General features: G+C 65.8%; 13 protein-coding genes. 8 read left to right on the top strand and 5 right to left on the bottom strand.

Annotation, left to right across the window (positions count from 1 at the left end; all coding sequences use genetic code 11):
* Positions 1 to 162: 162 nt before the first annotated feature.
* Together ACPUD7_RS07980 and ACPUD7_RS07975 are read right to left on the bottom strand one after the other, a co-directional pair.
* On the bottom strand, positions 163 to 1,590 hold the full coding sequence (locus ACPUD7_RS07980) for a glyceraldehyde-3-phosphate dehydrogenase (RefSeq protein ID WP_425119567.1): 1,428 nt from the start codon (positions 1,588 to 1,590) through the stop codon (positions 163 to 165).
* Between the two features lie 41 nt (positions 1,591 to 1,631).
* The gene (locus ACPUD7_RS07975; protein WP_425119566.1) at positions 1,632 to 2,681 is read right to left on the bottom strand and encodes a YhjD/YihY/BrkB family envelope integrity protein; all 1,050 of its coding nucleotides are present in this window, start codon (positions 2,679 to 2,681) and stop codon (positions 1,632 to 1,634) included.
* Between the two features lie 299 nt (positions 2,682 to 2,980).
* On the opposite strand from ACPUD7_RS07975, the gene ACPUD7_RS07970 reads away from it, so the two are divergent.
* Positions 2,981 to 3,616: a DedA family protein gene (locus ACPUD7_RS07970; RefSeq protein ID WP_425119630.1), complete on the top strand. Its 636-nt coding sequence runs from the start codon at positions 2,981 to 2,983 to the stop codon at positions 3,614 to 3,616.
* A 74-nt stretch (positions 3,617 to 3,690) separates the two neighbouring features.
* On the opposite strand, the gene ACPUD7_RS07965 is transcribed toward ACPUD7_RS07970, so the two are convergent.
* Both ACPUD7_RS07965 and ACPUD7_RS07960 read right to left on the bottom strand, forming a co-directional pair.
* A complete protein-coding gene (locus ACPUD7_RS07965; protein ID WP_425119565.1) occupies positions 3,691 to 4,734 on the bottom strand; it encodes a glutathione S-transferase family protein in 1,044 nt (347 codons plus the stop codon).
* Positions 4,735 to 4,905: 171 nt separating this feature from the next.
* The gene (locus ACPUD7_RS07960; protein ID WP_425119564.1) at positions 4,906 to 6,714 is read right to left on the bottom strand and encodes an AMP-dependent synthetase/ligase; all 1,809 of its coding nucleotides are present in this window, start codon (positions 6,712 to 6,714) and stop codon (positions 4,906 to 4,908) included.
* Positions 6,715 to 6,904: 190 nt separating this feature from the next.
* On the opposite strand from ACPUD7_RS07960, the gene leuS reads away from it, so the two are divergent.
* A complete protein-coding gene (gene leuS / locus ACPUD7_RS07955; RefSeq protein ID WP_425119563.1) occupies positions 6,905 to 9,820 on the top strand; it encodes a leucine--tRNA ligase in 2,916 nt (971 codons plus the stop codon).
* 34 nt (positions 9,821 to 9,854) lie between these two features.
* Positions 9,855 to 10,688, top strand: a complete 834-nt coding sequence (nadE, locus tag ACPUD7_RS07950) for an ammonia-dependent NAD(+) synthetase (protein WP_425119562.1) — start codon at positions 9,855 to 9,857, stop codon at positions 10,686 to 10,688.
* A 133-nt stretch (positions 10,689 to 10,821) separates the two neighbouring features.
* On the opposite strand, the gene ACPUD7_RS07945 is transcribed toward nadE, so the two are convergent.
* Positions 10,822 to 11,538 carry a hypothetical protein gene (locus ACPUD7_RS07945; protein ID WP_425119561.1) on the bottom strand — a complete coding sequence of 239 codons (717 nt, stop codon included), beginning with the start codon at positions 11,536 to 11,538 and terminating at the stop codon, positions 10,822 to 10,824.
* A gap of 96 nt (positions 11,539 to 11,634) precedes the next feature.
* Between ACPUD7_RS07945 and ACPUD7_RS07940 the strand changes: the two genes are divergently transcribed.
* From ACPUD7_RS07940 to holA, 5 genes are all read left to right on the top strand, one after another.
* Positions 11,635 to 12,942, top strand: coding sequence for a UDP-glucose dehydrogenase family protein (locus tag ACPUD7_RS07940; protein WP_425119560.1), 1,308 nt, complete (start codon positions 11,635 to 11,637; stop codon positions 12,940 to 12,942).
* Complete coding sequence (locus tag ACPUD7_RS07935; RefSeq protein WP_425119558.1) at positions 12,939 to 13,814, top strand: DegV family protein; 876 nt, start codon at positions 12,939 to 12,941, stop codon at positions 13,812 to 13,814. The genes ACPUD7_RS07940 and ACPUD7_RS07935 overlap by 4 nt, the downstream gene beginning before the upstream one ends.
* Positions 13,815 to 13,955: 141 nt before the next feature.
* The gene (locus ACPUD7_RS07930; RefSeq protein WP_135541157.1) at positions 13,956 to 14,873 is read left to right on the top strand and encodes a helix-hairpin-helix domain-containing protein; all 918 of its coding nucleotides are present in this window, start codon (positions 13,956 to 13,958) and stop codon (positions 14,871 to 14,873) included.
* 85 nt (positions 14,874 to 14,958) lie between these two features.
* Positions 14,959 to 17,109 carry a ComEC/Rec2 family competence protein gene (locus ACPUD7_RS07925; RefSeq protein ID WP_425119557.1) on the top strand — a complete coding sequence of 717 codons (2,151 nt, stop codon included), beginning with the start codon at positions 14,959 to 14,961 and terminating at the stop codon, positions 17,107 to 17,109.
* A 96-nt stretch (positions 17,110 to 17,205) separates the two neighbouring features.
* Entirely contained in the window at positions 17,206 to 18,189 is a 984-nt protein-coding gene (gene holA / locus ACPUD7_RS07920; RefSeq protein ID WP_425119556.1) for a DNA polymerase III subunit delta, read from the top strand.
* Positions 18,190 to 18,248 lie beyond the last annotated feature (59 nt).

Below are 18,248 nucleotides of genomic sequence, written 5' to 3'. Positions count from 1 at the left end.
TCCTGCGGGAGGCATTGTCGTCGACGAGAGGTTGTGACGCTGGTGGGTGGTTGCGGCGCCGGTGGGAATGACGAAGGCGCCCGGAGTCCGAAGACTCCGAGCGCCTGTCTCAGCATCTCACCAAGGAATCATCTCAGGATTCGGTGGGCCGCCTCGGCGAAATCAGGGATATGCCGGTACGTCGACGTCGGCCATCTTGGCCACGCAGCGCACAACCTGGCAGGAGTAGCCGAACTCATTGTCGTACCAGACGTAGACGACGACGCGGTCCTCGTCGACGATCGTGGCCAGTCCGTCGACGACACCGGCTCGTTTGGAGCCGACGAGGTCGGTGGAGACGAGCTCGGGGGAGGTGACGTAGTCGACCTGGTTGCGCAGCGGCGAATGCATCGACACCTCACGGAGGAACGTGTTGAGTTCGTCGACGCTCGTGGCCTTCTCGAGGTTGAGGTTGAGGATCGCCATCGACACGTTCGGGGTGGGAACGCGGATCGCGTTGCCCGAGAGCTTCCCGGCGAGCTCCGGCAGTGCCTTGGCCACGGCCTTGGCAGCACCGGTCTCGGTGAGCACCATGTTGAGCCCGGCAGCACGTCCGCGACGCGAGCCCTTGTGGAAGTTGTCGATGAGGTTCTGGTCGTTGGTGAACGAGTGGACCGTCTCGACGTGTCCGTTGCGGACACCGAACTTGTCATTGATCGCCTTGAGCACAGGGGTGATCGCGTTCGTCGTGCACGAAGCTGCCGAGACGATGGTGTCCGAGTCGGCGATCGCGTCGTCGTTGACACCGAAGACGATGTTCTTGACATCTCCCTTGCCCGGTGCGGTGAGCAGGACTTTCGAGGCTCCGGGGCTGGCGAGGTGCTTGGACAGGCCCTCGTCATCGCGCCACTTGCCGGTGTTGTCGACGATGATCGCGTCGTTGATTCCGTAAGCGGTGTAGTCGACCTGCGAGGGATCATCGGAGTAGATGACCTGGATGAGGGTGCCGTTGGCCTGAATGGTGTTGGCCTCTTCGTCGACGACGATGCTGCCGTCGAAGGACCCGTGCACCGAATCGCGGCGCAGCAGCGAAGCACGCTTGACGATGTCGTTCTCACCGCCCTTGCGCACGACGATGGCGCGCAGACGCATTCCGGTGCCGCCGGCACGGTCGATGAGGATGCGGGCGAGCAGGCGACCGATGCGGCCGAAGCCGTAGAGGACGACGTCGCGGACTTCGCCCTGACCGGCCTGGGAGTCGACGACTTCGGCCAGTTCGGCTGCGAGGAAGGCATCGACATCGGCATTCGGATCATCGAGCTTCTCGATGAGGCGGCCCAGATCGATGTGAGCCGGCGCCAGATTGAGGCCGGACAGCGCCTTGACGATCCGGTGCGTGACCTGGATATCGAGGTCTTCACCGAGGAAGTGGCGGGCGTAGCGGTGGGCCTTGATCATGCCGGTCACCGACTTGTTCAGCAGAGACCGCCCGAACAGTGTCAGCAGCACGTCATTCTCGCGGTACAGGCGTCCGACGAGCGGGATGAGTTCTTCGGCGGCGGTCTGCTTCTTCGCCCAGTCGTCCAGGCGAGCCGTCGTTGCATCAGTCAAAGGTCGTGTCTCCTCGATCAGTTAGCGGATTCGAGCCAAGTCTAACGTCTCACCGAGTCGCTTTCGGACTGGTGCTCCTCGAGTCGCCGGAATCCGAGCAGAGTCAGCGCGACGATGCCCGCACCGGCCAACAGAGCACCGAGGCTCTGCGCCTGGACCTTCGGCTCCACGAAGCGGTACTCGGGGCTCTCTTCCTCCTGCGGGCGGGGCGGGGTTGCGGTGCCGATCCATGCGGCGACGAAGAGGACGATGCGGGCGAAGACGTTGAGGGTGAGCATGATCGCGATGATCGATCCGAACACGCCGGCGGCCTTGTTCCCGGAGAAGAGGTTGACGAGCACAGTGGAGAAGTTGATGAGGAGCAGGAACGCGGTGGCGCCGATGAGGGAGCCGCGGTTCTTCGCCTGCTTGTCCACCGGCTTCTCCGGCAGCATCGTGAACAGGAACCAGAAGATCAGCCAGGCGGCACCGAACGTGAGCAGCAGCGGAACAACGAACAGCAGGCTCGCGAGGAATCCGGAGAGACCGAGGAAGTCAGCGATCATCGACCGCAGACCGGTGCCGACGACGGTCAGTGCCACTGCCAGCAGGAGGCCGATGATGAGACCGATGAGGGTGACAACGTTTCCGAGGATCTTCTTGATGAACGACTTCTCCACGACATCGTCGAAGTCTTCATGCAGCTGCGCCCGAACGGCGGCTCCGAGGTTGCCGATGAAACCCTGCCCCGTGTAGAGACCGGTGATGATACCGATGATTCCCACTGCCTGCCATTGGAGGAGGTAGCTCTCAAGCTGTTCGGCCAGTGAGGAGTTGCCGGCGGCGAACGTCTCGATCTGTTCGGTGACCTGCGAGAGGAGATCCGGGCGGGCGATGTCGAGGACGAAGCCAAGGCCGGCGAGACTGACCATGGCGATCGGCATGACGGCCAGGACGAGGAAGTAGGTGATCGCGGCACCGAACTGATTGCCCAGACGCTGACCGAAACGTTGGACCGCGCGCATGAGGTGCGCCGGGCCCGGTCTGTTGACGGCCTTGTGCCCGGCCTCGGCGACGTTGTTGCGCGAGGCCAATACTTTGGCAGGTGCCACGTGTTTGCTCCTTCGATGTCTGCCCATAGATATCTGCCCGGAAGGTGCCTTCGATTCCCGCCCGGAGGTGTCCGTTTCCACACTAGCCGCTGTGAGCGCACTGTGAGCGGCAGGCCGCGCCCTTATCTAGACTTTTGACCATGCCGATCAGCTTTTCGACTACTTCGCCTGCCGTTTTCACCCTCACCGCGAGCGGCAGCGATCCTGCCGGTCGAACTCTTGCCGCCGGTGACGCTCTCGCCGCCGGCGGCAGCGCGGCAGACAACCTCAGCGGGTTCTCGGCATGGACGGTGACCGTTATGGAGGCGCTCGGCCCGGTGGGCGTCGGGATCATGGTCTTCCTCGACAACATCTTCCCGCCGATCCCCAGCGAACTCGTTCTTCCCCTGGCCGGTTTCACCGCGAGCCAGGGGCAGATGAACATCGTGCTTGCGATCGTCTTCGCCACTGTGGGCTCGCTCGTCGGAGCCGTTCTGCTGTGGGCGCTGGGCAAGTGGATCGGCATCGAGCGCATTGCGCGTGTGGCAGTGAAGATGCCGTTGGTCGATGTCGACGATGTGCACAAGACCGTCGACTGGTTCGACCGCCACGGTGACAAAGCGGTCTTCTTCGGACGGATGATCCCGATCTTCAGGTCTCTGATCTCCATTCCCGCAGGTATGAGGGACATGCGTCTGCCGAAATTCGTGCTCCTGACGAGCGTGGGCAGTGCGATCTGGAACACGATCCTCATTGTCGCGGGATTCGCACTCGGCGAGAACTGGTCCATCGTGGAGGAATACGCCGGCTACTTCCAGAATCTCGTCATCGTCGCGGTCGTCGGCTTCGTCATCGTGTGGGTCGTGTTCAAGGTCCGCAAACAGCGGCGGAAGAAGGCCGCCGGACTCGATATGACCGGAGACGATCATATCGAGGCCGGCCAGTTCGATTCCTGAGTCCGAGTTCTCAGCTCACCCAGGAATCAACCCACCCAGGAATCAGCCCACCCAGGAATCAGCCCACCCGGGTATCAACTGACCCAGGCTGATGCCGTATGTGCAGTTGAGACCTCTTCGCCGGGCTTGACCGGGCCGGGAGCAGACCCGTCGCCGAAGGGCGATCCACCGAACTTTCGGTCACGGCCGTGATCGCTGAGCCAGCCGGAGAGGTCCGGACCCTTGGGCACGATCTGCGTCGGGTTCACATCCTGGTGGACGATGTAGTAGTGCTGTTTGATCTGCTCGAAATCGACGGTGTCGCCGAACCCAGGCGTCTGGTACAGGTCGCGGGCGTATCCCCAGAGATTCTCGAACGCCGTCAGCGGCTGACGATTGCACTTGAAGTGGCCGAAGTAGACGGGGTCGAAGCGAACCAGAGTGGTGAACAGTCGCACATCCGCCTCGGTGATGGTCTCACCCATGAGGAATCGTGAACGCCTCAGCCGATCTTCGACGATGTCGAGAGCATTGAACAGACGATCGAAGGCCGCCTCGTAAGCGTCCTGGGAGCCGGCGAAACCGCAGCGGTAGACACCGTTGTTGATCTCCGTGTAGATGTGGCGCATCACCTTGGCCATCTCTTCCCGGGACTCCTCGGGCCAGAGGTCCGGGGCACCCTCACGGTGGTAGTCGGACCATTGTGTGGAGAAATCCTCGGTGATCTGCGGGAAGTCGTTGGTGACGACGGCGCCGGTGGGGATGTCGACGATGGCCGGGACGGTGATTCCGCGCGGGTAGTCCGGGTAGCGGGCGAAGAAGGCCTGCTGCAGACGTTCGATGCCCAGCACCGGGTCGACTCCGCCGGGATCGAGGTCGAACGTCCACGAGCGGGCATCATGAGTGGGCCCGGGCATGCCGATGGAGATGACGTCCTCGAGGCCGAGCAGACGGCGGACGATGATCGTGCGATTCGCCCACGGGCAGGCGCGGGCGGCGACGAGGCGGTACCGACCGGGTTCGACCGGCCACTGCGCATTCGGATCGTTGAGGATGCGATCGTCGATGTAGTTCGTGTCCCGGTTGAACTCCTGCCCTTCGGTCACATAAGCGGGAGTGTGATCGGTGTCTTCGGACATGTCGTGCCCCTCCGTCGATGTCGGTGAGTTGAGACTTCTGCCCTCAGCTTACGACCTGTCGCGGCGAATCCGGCAAGTGCGGTGTGACCGCATCCGAGTGAATGCAGAGGCGGGCCCGGGCGCGAACTCCTCTGAGTCCTCGCCCGGACCGCGTCTGTGAAGCGGGACTGGTCAGTCCGCGTAGAGAGCGTCGATATCGGCGGCGAAGTCCTTGCTGACCAGATGGCGCTTGACCGACTGCTTGGCCGACAGATACCCGTTCTCCTCACTGAGCTCGACGGGCAGGATCGTGAACTTCTTGATCCCCTCAGCGCGGGAGACCGTCTTGTTGACCGAGTCCACGGCCTTCTCGATCTCGGCACGGATCGCTTCGTCGGCAGCCGCCTCGCGCAGTTCCATCTGCGGCAGATCGTGGTTCTTCAGCCAGGTCGGCAGCATCTCGGAATCGAGGAAGATGAGTGCGGAGACGAACTTCCGGTTGTCTCCGACGACGACCGGCTGACCGATGATCGGGTGTCGACGGAGCCGGTCTTCGAGCGGGGCCGGGGCGATGTTCTTGCCGCTGGAGGTCACGATGATCTCCTTCTTGCGGCCATTGATCGTCAGATAGCCGTCCTCGTCGAGGGATCCGAGGTCACCGGTGCCGAACCAGCCGTCGTGGAACTCCTTGGCCGTGGCCTCCGGGTTGTTCCAGTACTCACGGAAGATCGGCACGCCCTTGGCCAGGATCTCGCCATCGGGAGCGATCGCCACCGTGACTCCCGGCAGCGGTACGCCGACGGTGCCGATCTTTGACTTGTCGGGCACATTGACGGTGATGGGGGCGGTGGTCTCGGTGAGACCGTAGCCTTCGATGACGACGATGCCCAGACCGCGGAAGAAGTGGCCCAGGTGCGCGCCGAGCGGGCCGCCGCCGGAGACGGCATGAGAGACGTTGTCGCCCATGACCGCGCGCAGCTTCGAGTAGACGAGCTTGTCGAAGACGGCGTGCTGGAGCTTGAGGCTCAGCGGCACCTTGCCGGTGTCGAGCGCCTTCGAGTAGGCGACGGCGACCTGTTCGGCGCGGCGGAAGATCTTCTCCTTGCCCCCGGACTGAGCGTTGGACAGGGCGGCGTTGAAGACCTTCTCGAAGACGCGAGGCACACCGAGGATGAACGACGGGCGGAAGCTGCCCATGGCGTCGGTGAGCTTGGCGAGATCCGACTGGTGGGCCAGAACCGCACCGGAGCTGATGGCCAGGACCTCGATGAAGCGTGCGAACACGTGGGCCTGCGGCAGGAACAGCAGGCAGCGCATGCCTTCGGCGAAGACGTCGGGGATCTGCGACTGTGCCGACTGCACCGTCTGCACGAAGTTGCCGTGAGTGAGCACGCAGCCCTTGGACTTGCCGGTGGTGCCCGAGGTGTAGATGATCGTGGCGACCGAGTCGCCCGTGGCCTGGGACCGGGCGGACTCGAGCTGTTCATCGCTGATCCCGCGCCCGGCCTCGGCGAGCTCGGCGAAGGCGTCCGCATCCCAGACACGCAGCTCCGGCTCGGGCAGGCCGGCTGCCGCCGCTGCGGTGGTCAGACGCTTCGCATGATCGCGAGTCGAGACGAGGCCGTGGGCGACATCGGCGTCCTCGAGCATCCAGGCCAGCTGCTCCTCGGAGGAGGTGTCGTAGAACGGCACGGAGATTCCGCCGGCGAACCACACGGCGTAGTCGCTGAGCGTCCATTCATATGACGTGGGGCCGAAGATCGCGATCCTGTCGCCGGCTTCGACCCCCATGGCGATGAGTCCCTTGGCTGCAGCGCGCACTTCGTCGAGGAACTGCTGTGCCGGGATCTCGTCCCAACCGTCACCGTTCGGTGTGGCCACGAGCGGCCGCTGCGGTCCGTCGGCCACGGTCTTGAGGAAGATATCGGTCGTCGACGAGACGGTATCGACTTCGAATCCGGCGACTGGCGTCGTCGCCTGCGGCATTGTCGTTGGGCTCATGGGTCTCCTTCGAGGACGTAAGTTACTGCCCGGTTATCCTACCGTTCGACCGGTGCACAGTGAAATCAATCACGTTTGCTGTGATAAGTCGTCACTGAACGCTCTGTGGGCAGTCTAACCAAGTCGAATCGAGGGGTGTTCAGAGTACGATGGTCGGAACCCGCTCACGTCTGTCCAGCGAAGGAAGGTAATGACGACGAACCCTGAGGAGACCGGTTTCCGCTATGATGCGGCGCTGGCCGAGAAGATCGAGAAGTCGTGGCAGCGCACATGGGAGGAATCGGGCACGTTCCACACCCCGAACCCCACCGGAGACCTCGGCGAGCTCGCCTCCCAGGACGCCTCCTCGCCCTACAGTCCGCCGACGGATCTCAGTGAGCGCGAATCCCTCTACATCATGGACATGTTCCCCTACCCCTCTGGTGTGGGGCTGCACGTCGGCCACCCTCTGGGGTATCTGGGCACCGATGTCTACGGCCGGTACCAGCGCATGCGCGGGCACAATGTCATGCACGCCCTGTCGTACGACGCCTTCGGACTGCCCGCCGACCTCTACGCCGTCCAGACCGGTCAGCACCCGCGCATCACCACCGATGCGAACATCGCGAACATGACCGAACAGCTGCGTCGTCTGGGTCTGGCCCACGATGTGCGCCGCCGCTTCGCCACGACCGACGACGAGTTCGTCAAATGGACGCAGTGGATCTTCCTGCAGATCTTCAACTCCTGGTACGACCCCGAGGCGACCACCCCCGACGGCGAGCCCAAGGGGGCGGCCCGCCCGATCGAAACTCTCATCGAGCAGTTCGCTTCCGGTGCCCGTCCGACCCCGGACGGGCGCGCCTGGTCCGCCCTCAGCGGGACCGAGCAGGAAGACGTCCTGCAGGGCTACCGGCTGGCCTATGTCTCCGAATCCCCGGTCAACTGGTGCCCGGGTCTGGGCACCGTGCTGGCCAATGAGGAAGTCACGGCCGAGGGCCTGTCCGAACGCGGGAACTATCCGGTCTTCACTCGCCGGCTGCGCCAGTGGAACATGCGCATCACCGCCTACGCCGACCGTCTCATCGACGACCTCGACGGCCTCGATTGGCCGAATGCGATCCACGCCATGCAGGTCAACTGGATCGGTCGGTCGAAGGGTGCGCTGCTGCGCCTGCCCGTGGCCGGGAAAGATGACCGGCAGATCGAGGTGTACACGACTCGTCCGGACACCCTGTTCGGTGCCACCTACCTCGTTCTCAGCCCCGAACATCCGCAGGTTGCCGAGCTCACCGCCGCGGCCTGGGAAGAGTCCGTACCCGCCTCTTGGCGTGGGGGAGAGGCGACCCCCGCCGAGGCGATCGCCGCTTACCAGCGCGCCGCGGCGGCCAAGACCGACGCCGACCGGCAGCAGAGCCGGGAGAAGACCGGGATCTTCACCGGCTCCTATGCGCTCAACCCGGCGACGGGGGCCGAAGTTCCGGTGTTCATCGCCGATTACGTCCTCATGGGCTACGGCACCGGAGCGATCATGGCCGTGCCGGCCGAAGACGCCCGCGACTGGGACTTCGCGAAGACGTTCGGCCTGCCCTATATCCGCACCGTGCAGCCTCCGGCCGACCACGATGAGGACACTCCGTACACCGGCACCGGGGTGATGGTGAATTCGGCGAACGCCGAGCTCGACATCAACGGACTCGACATCGATGCGGCCAAGGCCGCGGTGACGCGGTGGCTGGCGGACAAGGGCCTGGCCACGGAGTCGACGCAGTACCGACTGCGGGACTGGCTGTTCTCCCGGCAGCGCTACTGGGGCGAACCGTTCCCGATCGTCTATGACGAGAACGGCACGCCCATCGCCCTGCCCGATGAGATGCTGCCCGTGCAGCTGCCCGAGGTCGACGACTTCGCCCCGCGCACCTACGCCGCCGATGACGCCGACAGCCGTCCGGAACCCGCGCTGAGCCGCAACCAGGACTGGACCACGGTCGAGCTCGACCTCGGCGATGGTCTCAAGACCTATCACCGCGAGACGAACACGATGCCCAACTGGGCTGGATCCTCGTGGTACCAGCTGCGCTACGCCGACCCGCACAACGACGAGCGTCTCGTCGACCCGGTCAATGAGAAGTACTGGCTGGGACCGCGGAAGTCGAAGCCGCGTGGCGGCGCCGACCTCTACGTCGGTGGTCAGGAGCATGCCGTGCTCCACCTGCTCTACGCCCGGTTCTGGCACAAGATGCTCTTTGACCTCGGGCACATCTCCTCCTCGGAGCCCTTCCACCGGTTGGTCAACCAGGGGTACATCCAGGCGTATGCCTTCACCGATTCCCGCGGTGTCTACGTCCCCGCCGCCGAGGTGGAGGAGAGGACCGAGAGCAACGGCGAGCTGACGTTCTGGTACAACGGCGAGCAGGTCAACCGCGAATACGGAAAGATCGGCAAGTCGCTGAAGAACTCGGTCATGCCCGACGAGATGTACGACGCCTACGGTGCCGACACCTTCCGCGTCTACGAGATGTCGATGGGGCCGCTGGAGCAGGACCGTCCGTGGGAGACTCGCGCCGTCGTCGGCGCTCACCGCTTCCTGCAGCGTGTGTGGCGACTCTTCGTCGACGAATCCACCGGTGAGTCCGTGGTCGGGGAGGGCGGCGCCGATGACGCCTCGCTCAAGGTTCTCCACCAGGTCATCGACGGAGTCCGTGACGATATGGACCATCTGCGGTTCAACACCGCGATCTCCAAGCTCATCGTGCTCACCAACCATGCGACCAAACAGGGTGGGGCCAGCCGTGAGGTGCTGGAGCCGCTCACGGTCATGCTCGCACCCTTCGCTCCACATATGGCGGAGGAGCTGTGGCAGCGTCTCGGTCACGAATCGACGGTCACCTATGCGACCTTCCCCGAAGCGGACCCGCAGCACCTCGTCGACGACACCGTCACCTGCGTGGTGCAGGTCAAGGGCAAGGTGCGCGCCCGTCTCGAGGTCTCCCCGGACATCAGCGCCGACGACCTGGAGAAGCTGGCGCTCGAATCGCCGAATGCCGTGAAGGCGCTCGGCGGTGCGGGAGTGCGCAAGGTCATCGTGCGCGCACCGAAGCTGGTCAACATCGTTCCCGACGCCTGAGAAACGGCGCGGCCAATCGCAGGATCGAGAGTCAATGAGAGTCGAAACCGTTCAGGAGCAGATCCGTTCTCAGCTCGGAGTGAGACCGACGATCGACCCCGCCACCGAGGTGGCACGCCGGGTCGAGTTCCTCGTCGACTATGTCCTCACCACCGGTGCGAAGGGTCTCGTGCTCGGCATCAGCGGCGGCCAGGACTCCACCTTGGCCGGTCGGCTGTGTCAGCTGGCGGTGGAGGATCTGCGCCGCCGCGGTGCCGAGGCCGAATTCTGGGCGGTGCGCCTGCCCCACCATGTGCAGACCGATGAGCAGGACGCTCAGGACGCCATGTCCTTCATCGGTGCCGACCATGAGGTCGTCCTCAACATCGGTGCCGCCACGGATGCGGCCGCTGATGAGTACGAGAAGGCGACGGGCACACCGATCACGGATTTCGGCAAGGGCAATGTCAAAGCCCGGATGCGGATGATCGCACAGTTCGAGCTGGCGGGGGAGAAGCGCGCGCTCGTCGTCGGCACCGATCACGCCGCCGAGGCGGTCACCGGCTTCTTCACGAAGTTCGGTGACGGTGCGGCCGATGTCGTCCCCCTGGCCGGACTGAACAAGCGGCAGGGTCGGGCCCTGCTGGCCCACCTCGGCGCTCCCGAGCACCTCATCGTCAAGGTCCCGACGGCGGATCTGCTCGATGACGAACCCGGGCAGACCGACGAATCCTCGCTGGGTCTCAGCTACGACCAGATCGACGATTTCCTCGAAGGCAAGGAGATCGAGGCGGCGGCCGCCTCGGCGCTCATCGAGAAGTACCGGCGCTCCGAACACAAGAGGCGCACCCCGGTGGCCCCGACGGACACCTGGTGGATCCGGCACTGAGGACTTCTGCAGAACCGAGGCATCGGCGAAACATCTGACCGCCGCTGACGATTGCGTCAGCGGCGGTCAGATGTTTCCGGAGTCAGGACTCTTTGCCGTCGGGAGCTGCCGTCGGGATCCGGCAGATGCCCACTCAGTCGGTGAACGGTGGGGTTCCGGAGACGAGTCCGAGTTCGAGCGCAGTCTGGTTGAACTCCCAGCGGGAGGAGACGAATTCGTCGCTGAGGCGTTCGCCGCGGCTGCGAGCTTCCGTGTACTCGCGCCAGCCCTCGTTCCGGGCGTCACCGGGCCGGATCTCACGAGTCGTCGAATCCTCGTCCGATACCTGCGTTTCGTCCTTGACCCACAGCGACAGACCTTCTGCGGCCCGGTAGAGGTTCATGAACGCGGTGTGCGAGCGCGGATTGTCGAAACTGGTCTTCTTGAACTCTTCGCAGAACGTGTACAGGGGCTCGAGCTCGTCGACGGCGAGAGTGCCGAAGGTGGCATCGAGACGCAGCGACTGGACGAGGCCGCCTGAATCCGGGATGAGTTCGAGGATCCGTCGGGCGCGTCGCTCGTCGGGAAGCAGTTCGATCGTGTCTTCGACCGGGGTGAGACCGGGTGTGTCCATCCGTCCGCGCTCGGTGCTCAGCTGCTGGCGCAGCGCATCGATCTGCCGCTGGGACCGCCGCCATTCACCGTGGAACATCAGCAGCGCCACGATCACTGCCAGGCACAGCACGAGCCCGATGATCCACGCGGCAGGGTGCAGTGCGGGGATGGCGAAGGCCACAATGCCGAGCACGGTGAGCACCGCAAACGTCACGGCGGCCGGTGAGTTGGTGAGGAAATCCAGGAAACGCTTCACATTTCCCAGCCTACTGTTTCAACCTCCACATATCGTGCAACCGGGTGGCATATAGTGTGGTGCGAAAACGCATGCCTATTCGCAGGAGAGCTCAGCTTGAAGATTTCAGTCATCGGTTGCGGATATCTGGGCGCGGTGCATGCGGCGGCCATGGCCTCTCTGGGACATGAGGTCATCGGTGTCGACGTCGACGAAGCCAAGGTGGAGGCGCTGACCTCCGGGTGTCCGTCCTTCTTCGAACCGGGACTGAGTGAACTTCTCGTGAAGGCTCAGGACAAGGGCAGACTCGAATTCACCACCGATGCCTCCCGCGCGGCCGGTGCGCGCGTGCATTTCGTCTGTGTCGGCACTCCGCAGAAGCCCGGCGAGTTCGCCGCCGACGTCACCTTCGTCGACGCCGCCGTGGAATCCCTGCACGAGCACCTGACTCCGACATCCGTGGTTGTGGGCAAGTCGACCGTTCCCGTCGGCACGGCGGACCGACTGGCCGGTGTCATCGCCGACACGGGTGCGGCGATGATGTGGAACCCCGAGTTCCTCCGCGAAGGCCACGCCGTCGAAGACACCCTGCACCCGAACCGTCTGGTCTATGGCGTCGCGCCCGGTGCCGCCGGGCAGGAATCGGCGGCGGTCCTCGACGAGGTGTACGCGGCAATTCTTGCCGAGGACACCCCGCGCATGGTCACCGACTTCGCCACCGCCGAACTCGTCAAGACCGCGGCGAACTCATTCCTGGCCACGAAGATCTCATTCATCAACGCCATGGCCGAACTCTGCGAAGCCTCCGGTGCCGACGTCACCCAGTTGGCCGATGCCATCGGCATGGACGATCGGATCGGGCGCAAGTTCCTCAACGCCGGCCTCGGCTTCGGCGGCGGCTGCCTGCCGAAGGACATCCGCGCGTTCATGGCCCGTGCCGGTGAACTCGGCGCCGATCAGGCGGTGGCATTCCTCAAGGAGATCGACTCGATCAACATGCGTCGTCGCGTACGCATGGTCGACATCGCCCGCGACGCCCTCGGCGGGTCATTCATCGGCAAGAAGATCACGGTCCTCGGTGCGGCGTTCAAACCCGACAGCGACGATGTCCGCGATTCCCCGGCACTTGCCGTGGCCCGGCTGATCGCCACCCAAGGGGGAGTCGTCACCGTCACCGATCCGCAGGCGATCGGCAATGCCCGCATCTCGTTCCCCGAACTCAACTACGTTGCCGACACCGCGGAGGCGCTGACCGGTGCCGATGCTGTGCTGCTGCTGACCGAATGGCGCGAATACCGGGATCTCGACCCGGCGGAGACCGCGCAGCTGGTCAACGGGCACGTCCTCGTCGACGGCCGCAATGTGCTCACTCCCGCGCTCTGGCGCGAGGCCGGGTGGACGTATCGAGCTCTGGGCCGTCCATGAGGATCGGGCTGGTCACCGACTCCACGGCACAGCTGTCGCCAGCCGAATCGAAGGCGCTGGAAGAAGCCACCGACGGTCTCTTCGCTGTGGTCCCGCTGACCGTCCTCGTCGGCGGAGTCGCCTTCGCCGACGGCGAGATCGACGCCGGCCAGCTGTGCGCGAAGATGACCGCCGGCGCCGAGGTCTCGACCTCGATGGCCACCCCGGACCAATTCGCTCAGGCCTTCTCCGGTCTCCGCAGCCGCGGGGCCGAAGCCCTCATCGTCATCACCATGTCCGGTGAGCTCTCGGGAACCTGCGACTCGGCTGTCAAGGCCGCCGAAGCCGAAGACATGCTCATCGACGTCGTCGACTCCCGGTCCACCTCGGCGGGGCAGGCCGGAGCCCTGGACATCGCCGTGGCCGGCATCCGGCAGGGACTCGACGTCGAATCCATCGCCGGGACCGTCGCCGACTGGTGTGCGGGGGAGACCCGCACCTTCTTCGCCCCCGGCACCCTCGAACACCTTCGCCGAGGCGGCCGCATCGGAGCCGCGGAATCGCTGCTCGGCAGGGCCCTGCAGATCGTGCCGGTGCTCGGTCTCAATGCCGGCGTCGTCGTGCCCCTGGCTCGAGTGCGCACCCGCGCCAAGGCCCTCGAGAAGATGGTGGCGCTCAGCGTCGCCGCGGCCGATGAGCTCTCCGACTCCGGTGCGCATGTGGCCGTGGAGATCCAGCAGGCCGAAGGTGAGACCGACGATGCCGATGTCGCGACCCTGACCGACCGCCTGCGCGAGCTCGGCTTCGACACCCGGTTCCGGACGCTGTCGACAATCATCACCGCGCATGTGGGGCCCGGCACGATCGGGGTGAGCGTCCAGACGACCCCCTGAGGGTTGCAGCACCGACTCCGCCACCGAATCGTGGGGACGGGCGCCTGACTCAGGCGCCTGGGGGCTGGGGACGCAGAAGCGCCGTCCACAGGCCCTTTTCTGTGTCTCGCTCGCCGCCGGGACGCGTCCTAGCCTCGGACCATGGCTGTGTCTCCGGATGATCGATTCGCCGGGCTCCTCAACGCCAGCGCCGAGCGCGGCGGGTGGGTGCCGGGCGATGTCTTCACCGCTGACTCCGCCGGTGAAGAAGAGCCTGTGGCACCCCGGCGGGTGCGGTTGCCTGTCCTCGTCGCGGTCGCCATCGCCACGGTCGGAGTGCTCGTCCTCGGATTCTTCCTCTTCCGCCCCGCCGACCGGCACACACCGACAGCCACCGGCGAACACCCCGCAGAGCAGGCCGACGGTCGGGAAGCAGCCTCCGAACCGGTCGGGTCCTCGACGACGGCCGGGGACGATGAGTCCGGCCAGGCTGCAGCGGCGGGAACCGGCAATGGGGAGGCGGGAACCGCCTCGGCGAAGGCAGCCGGACAGGTCATCGTCCATGTCACGGGAGCCGTGAGATCACCGTCCGTGGTCACTCTCGACAGCGGGGCCCGAGTGGAGGACGCCGTCGAAGCCGCCGGCGGTCTGAAAGAGGGGGCCGACGCCGAATCGGTGAATCTGGCCCGGGTGCTCGCCGACGGCGAACAGATCCACATTCCGCAGGAAGGAGAAGAACCCGCCGGGACAGAACCGGAGTCGGCCGGCAACACCGCGGGCGCGGCCGAAGGCGCCGGCGCCGAGGCCGGAACCGGCGCAGACGGTTCCAGCGGCACCGGGCCGGACCCAGCAGGAGCAGGCGGGGCCGCCGGTGGCCCTGAAGCGGCAGGACAGGTCGATCTCAACACCGCCGACCTCACCACCCTGCAGACCCTGCCCGGGGTCGGTCCGGTCACCGCCGAGGCCATCATCAGCCATCGGCAGAGCCAACCGTTCGCAAGCGTCGAGGATCTGCTGCTCGTCAAAGGCATCGGACCGAAGACCTTCGAAAGCCTCAAAGACCTTGTCACGGTGGGCTGAACGCGCAGCGGCCGTGTCGGCCTGGCTGCGATCGCGGGTTCAACTGTGGCCGGGGTCGGTCCGGCTCCTGTGCTGCGCGGCAGGGTTGTGGACCAGTGCCCTCTTCGCCCCAGGACCCTGGGCGCTGACACTGACGCCGCTGTTCGGTGCCCTCGGGTTTCTCCTCCTGCGACGGCACCACCACCTCGGCGTGGGTCTCGTCGTCTTCGCGTGCCTGCTGACGATACAGATCACCGCCCTGACCGCCGCACGGGGACCGGACGGGAAGGACGAGAGCGTCGGCATCGTCGTCGGTCACAGCCAGCCCGGTGCCACCGGCTGGACCCGGCTGACCCTGCTCAGCGGCACCGGGTTCACCGAGGTGCTCAGCCCCGAAGCCGTCGACGACGGGGCGAAGGTGCGGATGCGCACCGAACGCCTCGACGACATCCGAACGACCGAGACCGCCCCCGAAGTGCTCATCGCACCGAATGGGACCTGGCAATGGCGTGAGCATCTGCGCACCGAGCTGCGCACGAACGCGCTGGCCGCCGGCAACGACGGAGGACGCCTCTTGCCCGGACTCGTCGTCGGGGACACCGGACCACAGGACGCGCGGATGGCCGAGGAGATGCGAGTTGTCTCGCTCACCCACATCTCAGCGGTCTCGGGCAGCAACGTCACGATCGTCAGCCTCGGAGCCGGCCTGCTCGCGGGCGCCTGCCGGGCAGGACCGCGCCTGCGTGTGAGCATCGGAGTGCTCACCTGCATCGGCTACGTCTTCATCGTCGGTTTCGAACCCAGCGCGATCCGGGCCGCCGGCATGGCCATCGCCGCGGCGCTCGTGTTCCTGCGCGGGGGAGGGATCTCACCGGTGGCGGTGATGTGCTCGACGGCGAGCCTGCTTCTGGCCTTCGTCCCGGTCCTGGCCACCTCGGTGGGGTTCGTCCTGTCCGTGGTGTCCACGGCCGCGATCATGTTCGTCGTCCCGATCCTGCTGCGCCGACTCGCCGTCCATTTCCCGCTGCTGCCGAGCGTGCTCGTCACCGCTGTCATCGTCCCGTTCGTCGCCCAACTGGCCTGCACCCCGGTGCTCGTGGCCATCGACCCGCGCATCGGGCTCTGGTCCGTGGCCGCCAACGCCCTGGCCGCGCCCGCCGTTCTTCCGGCGACCGTGGCCGGGTTCCTCAGCCTCGTGAGCTCCGGAATCGGTTCCACCGGACTGCTCGGCCCGGACCTCGTCGCGGCCGTGCTCGCCGGGCTCGGTTCTCTGCCCGCGTGGTGGATCGTCCTCATCGCCCGGTTCTGCGCGGGCCTGCCCGGAGCGGCTCTCGACTGGCCGGTCCCACCCTGGGGGACCCTGCTGGCTGTGGGGCTGCTCGGGATCGCCGCGGTGGGGACCTGGCTGCTCGTGCATCGTCGCCTATGGGGTCTGCCGGTCCTCGTCCTGTGCCTCGTCCTCACCGCCGCCGTCGTCATCAGTGTGCGGTCGAAACCTCCCGCCGCCGACTGGCTCGTCCTCGTCTGCGATGTCGGGCAGGGATCCGGAGCGGTCATCAACCTCGGCGATGGTCGGGGGCTCGTCGTCGACACCGGCAAGGAATCCGAACCCATCGACATCTGCCTCGACGAGTCCGGGGTCGAAGAGTTCGACCTGCTCATCTCCCACTTCGACGCCGACCACTTCGCCGGGTACGCGGGAACGACCTGGGGGAGGCAGATCGACCGGCTCTTCGTGTCCGCGAACGTCGCCGACTCGGCCGAGGCCAAGCGGATGGTCGCCGACACCGGCGCCGAGGTGGTCCCGACCCATCGCGGGCAGACGCTGAGCTTCGGTGCGATTACGGCGCAGGTGCTGTGGCCGCCTCGGCGGGAAGTGCCTGCTGGAGACGACGAGGAGCTGCGCAATGAGGACTCGCTGGTCGTGCGCATCGAGCAGGAGGGGCTGAGCACTCTGCTGCCCGGGGACGTGGGGGCCGAGGAGCAGTTCGTGCTCGCGCAGAGTGTGCAACCGGTCGATGTGCTCATCGCCCCGCACCACGGTTCGTCCGATCTGGCGACGGAGTTCTTCACCGCTGCGCACCCGCGCCTGGGTGTCGTGTCCGTCGGGGAGAACAGCTACGGGCACCCCACCGGCAGATCGCTGCGGGCTTTCGGACCCGTGCCGGTGCTGCGGACCGACCATTGCGGTTCGGTCGCCCTCTATGCCGAAGGACGGTTCAGCACGGGCCGCGGCTGCCCGGAGAGCCCGGGATGAGAAGGAGCGGACTGGTTCCGGGGGCGACCGCCTCGGTGTGGTCGCACGGGCCGGTGCGTGCGGTTCGCGTCTGTCGACCGCGATAGGCTGGGGACCATGGCAGTGAAGAAGACCCTGGTCCCGTGGAGTTCGGCGAAACCGGCCCCCGTCGTCATGATCTCCGGCGGCGAATCGGTGCTTGTGCGCATGGCCAAGGACCGGATCGTCACAGCGGCACGGAAGTCCGATCCCGAGGAGATCGAATTCGACGCGGCCGGGTACCAGGCCGGTGAGCTGGCCATGGCGGCCTCACCCTCCCTCTTCTCCTCCTCGAAGCTCATCGTCGTCGACGCCGTCGAGAAATGCTCGGAGGACTTTCTCAACGATGCGTTGGCCTACCTCGACGAACCCAATGACGATGCCGTCGTGCTGCTCCTGCACGCCGGCGGCAACCGCGGTGCGAAGCTGGTGAAGAAACTCGACGCCGCCGGATTCCCGCGCATCGATGCGGCCGTGCTGAAGAACGAGAGCGATCGGGCGAAGTTCGCGCAGACCCGGTTCAAAACGGCGAAGCGTCGGATCGATGAGGCGGGGATGGCTGCGCTCATGTCGGCGCTGGGATCGGATCTGGCCGAGCTCAACGCCGGTGTCGATCAGCTCATCGAGGACACCGAAGGCACCATCACCGCCGAAGTCGTCGACCAGTACTACGGCGGGCGGGTCGAAGCGACCGGGTTCAAGGTCGCCGATGCGGCCGTGGCCGGGGATGTGAAGAAGGCGCTCAGCCTGCTCCGGCATGCCCTGTCGACAGGGTCCGATCCGGTTCCGCTCGTGGCCGCTGTGGCGATGAAGCTGCGCGGAATGGCGAAGGTGCAGGGGTTCTCCGGCACCAGCGGGGAGCTGGCCTCGGAGCTGAAGATGGCGCCGTGGCAGGTCGACCGCGCCCGACGCGAGGTGAGGCGGTGGAACGAAGTGGCGCTGGGCCAGTCGCTCATCGCCGCCGCCGAGGCCGATGAGGCCGTCAAAGGTGGCGGACGCGACCCGGTGTATGCCGTCGAATGGTTCGTCTCCGAGGTCAGCCGCCTCGCCCGCATCCGCTAACCCCCACCACTTGCTACCCGACGGGCGCCCAGCAACCTCGCGCGAGGTTGCTGGGCGCC

Source organism: Brevibacterium sp. FAM 24630 (assembly GCF_049804075.1).
In the GTDB taxonomy this organism is placed as follows: domain Bacteria; phylum Actinomycetota; class Actinomycetes; order Actinomycetales; family Brevibacteriaceae; genus Brevibacterium.
Note: the sequence above shows the minus strand (reverse complement) of the source record. Positions and strands in the feature narration are given on the sequence as shown.

What these genes read in the sequence shown, in the direction of transcription:
- ACPUD7_RS07970 (WP_425119630.1), top strand. Translation starts at nt 2,981, where the DNA reads ATGGAGGCGCTCGGCCCGGTGGGCGTCGGGATCATGGTCTTCCTCGAC.
- ACPUD7_RS07965 (WP_425119565.1), bottom strand. Translation starts at nt 4,734, where the DNA reads ATGTCCGAAGACACCGATCACACTCCCGCTTATGTGACCGAAGGGCAG.
- ACPUD7_RS07960 (WP_425119564.1), bottom strand. Translation starts at nt 6,714, where the DNA reads ATGAGCCCAACGACAATGCCGCAGGCGACGACGCCAGTCGCCGGATTC.
- leuS (WP_425119563.1), top strand. Translation starts at nt 6,905, where the DNA reads ATGACGACGAACCCTGAGGAGACCGGTTTCCGCTATGATGCGGCGCTG.
- nadE (WP_425119562.1), top strand. Translation starts at nt 9,855, where the DNA reads ATGAGAGTCGAAACCGTTCAGGAGCAGATCCGTTCTCAGCTCGGAGTG.
- ACPUD7_RS07935 (WP_425119558.1), top strand. Translation starts at nt 12,939, where the DNA reads ATGAGGATCGGGCTGGTCACCGACTCCACGGCACAGCTGTCGCCAGCC.
- ACPUD7_RS07930 (WP_135541157.1), top strand. Translation starts at nt 13,956, where the DNA reads ATGGCTGTGTCTCCGGATGATCGATTCGCCGGGCTCCTCAACGCCAGC.
- holA (WP_425119556.1), top strand. Translation starts at nt 17,206, where the DNA reads ATGGCAGTGAAGAAGACCCTGGTCCCGTGGAGTTCGGCGAAACCGGCC.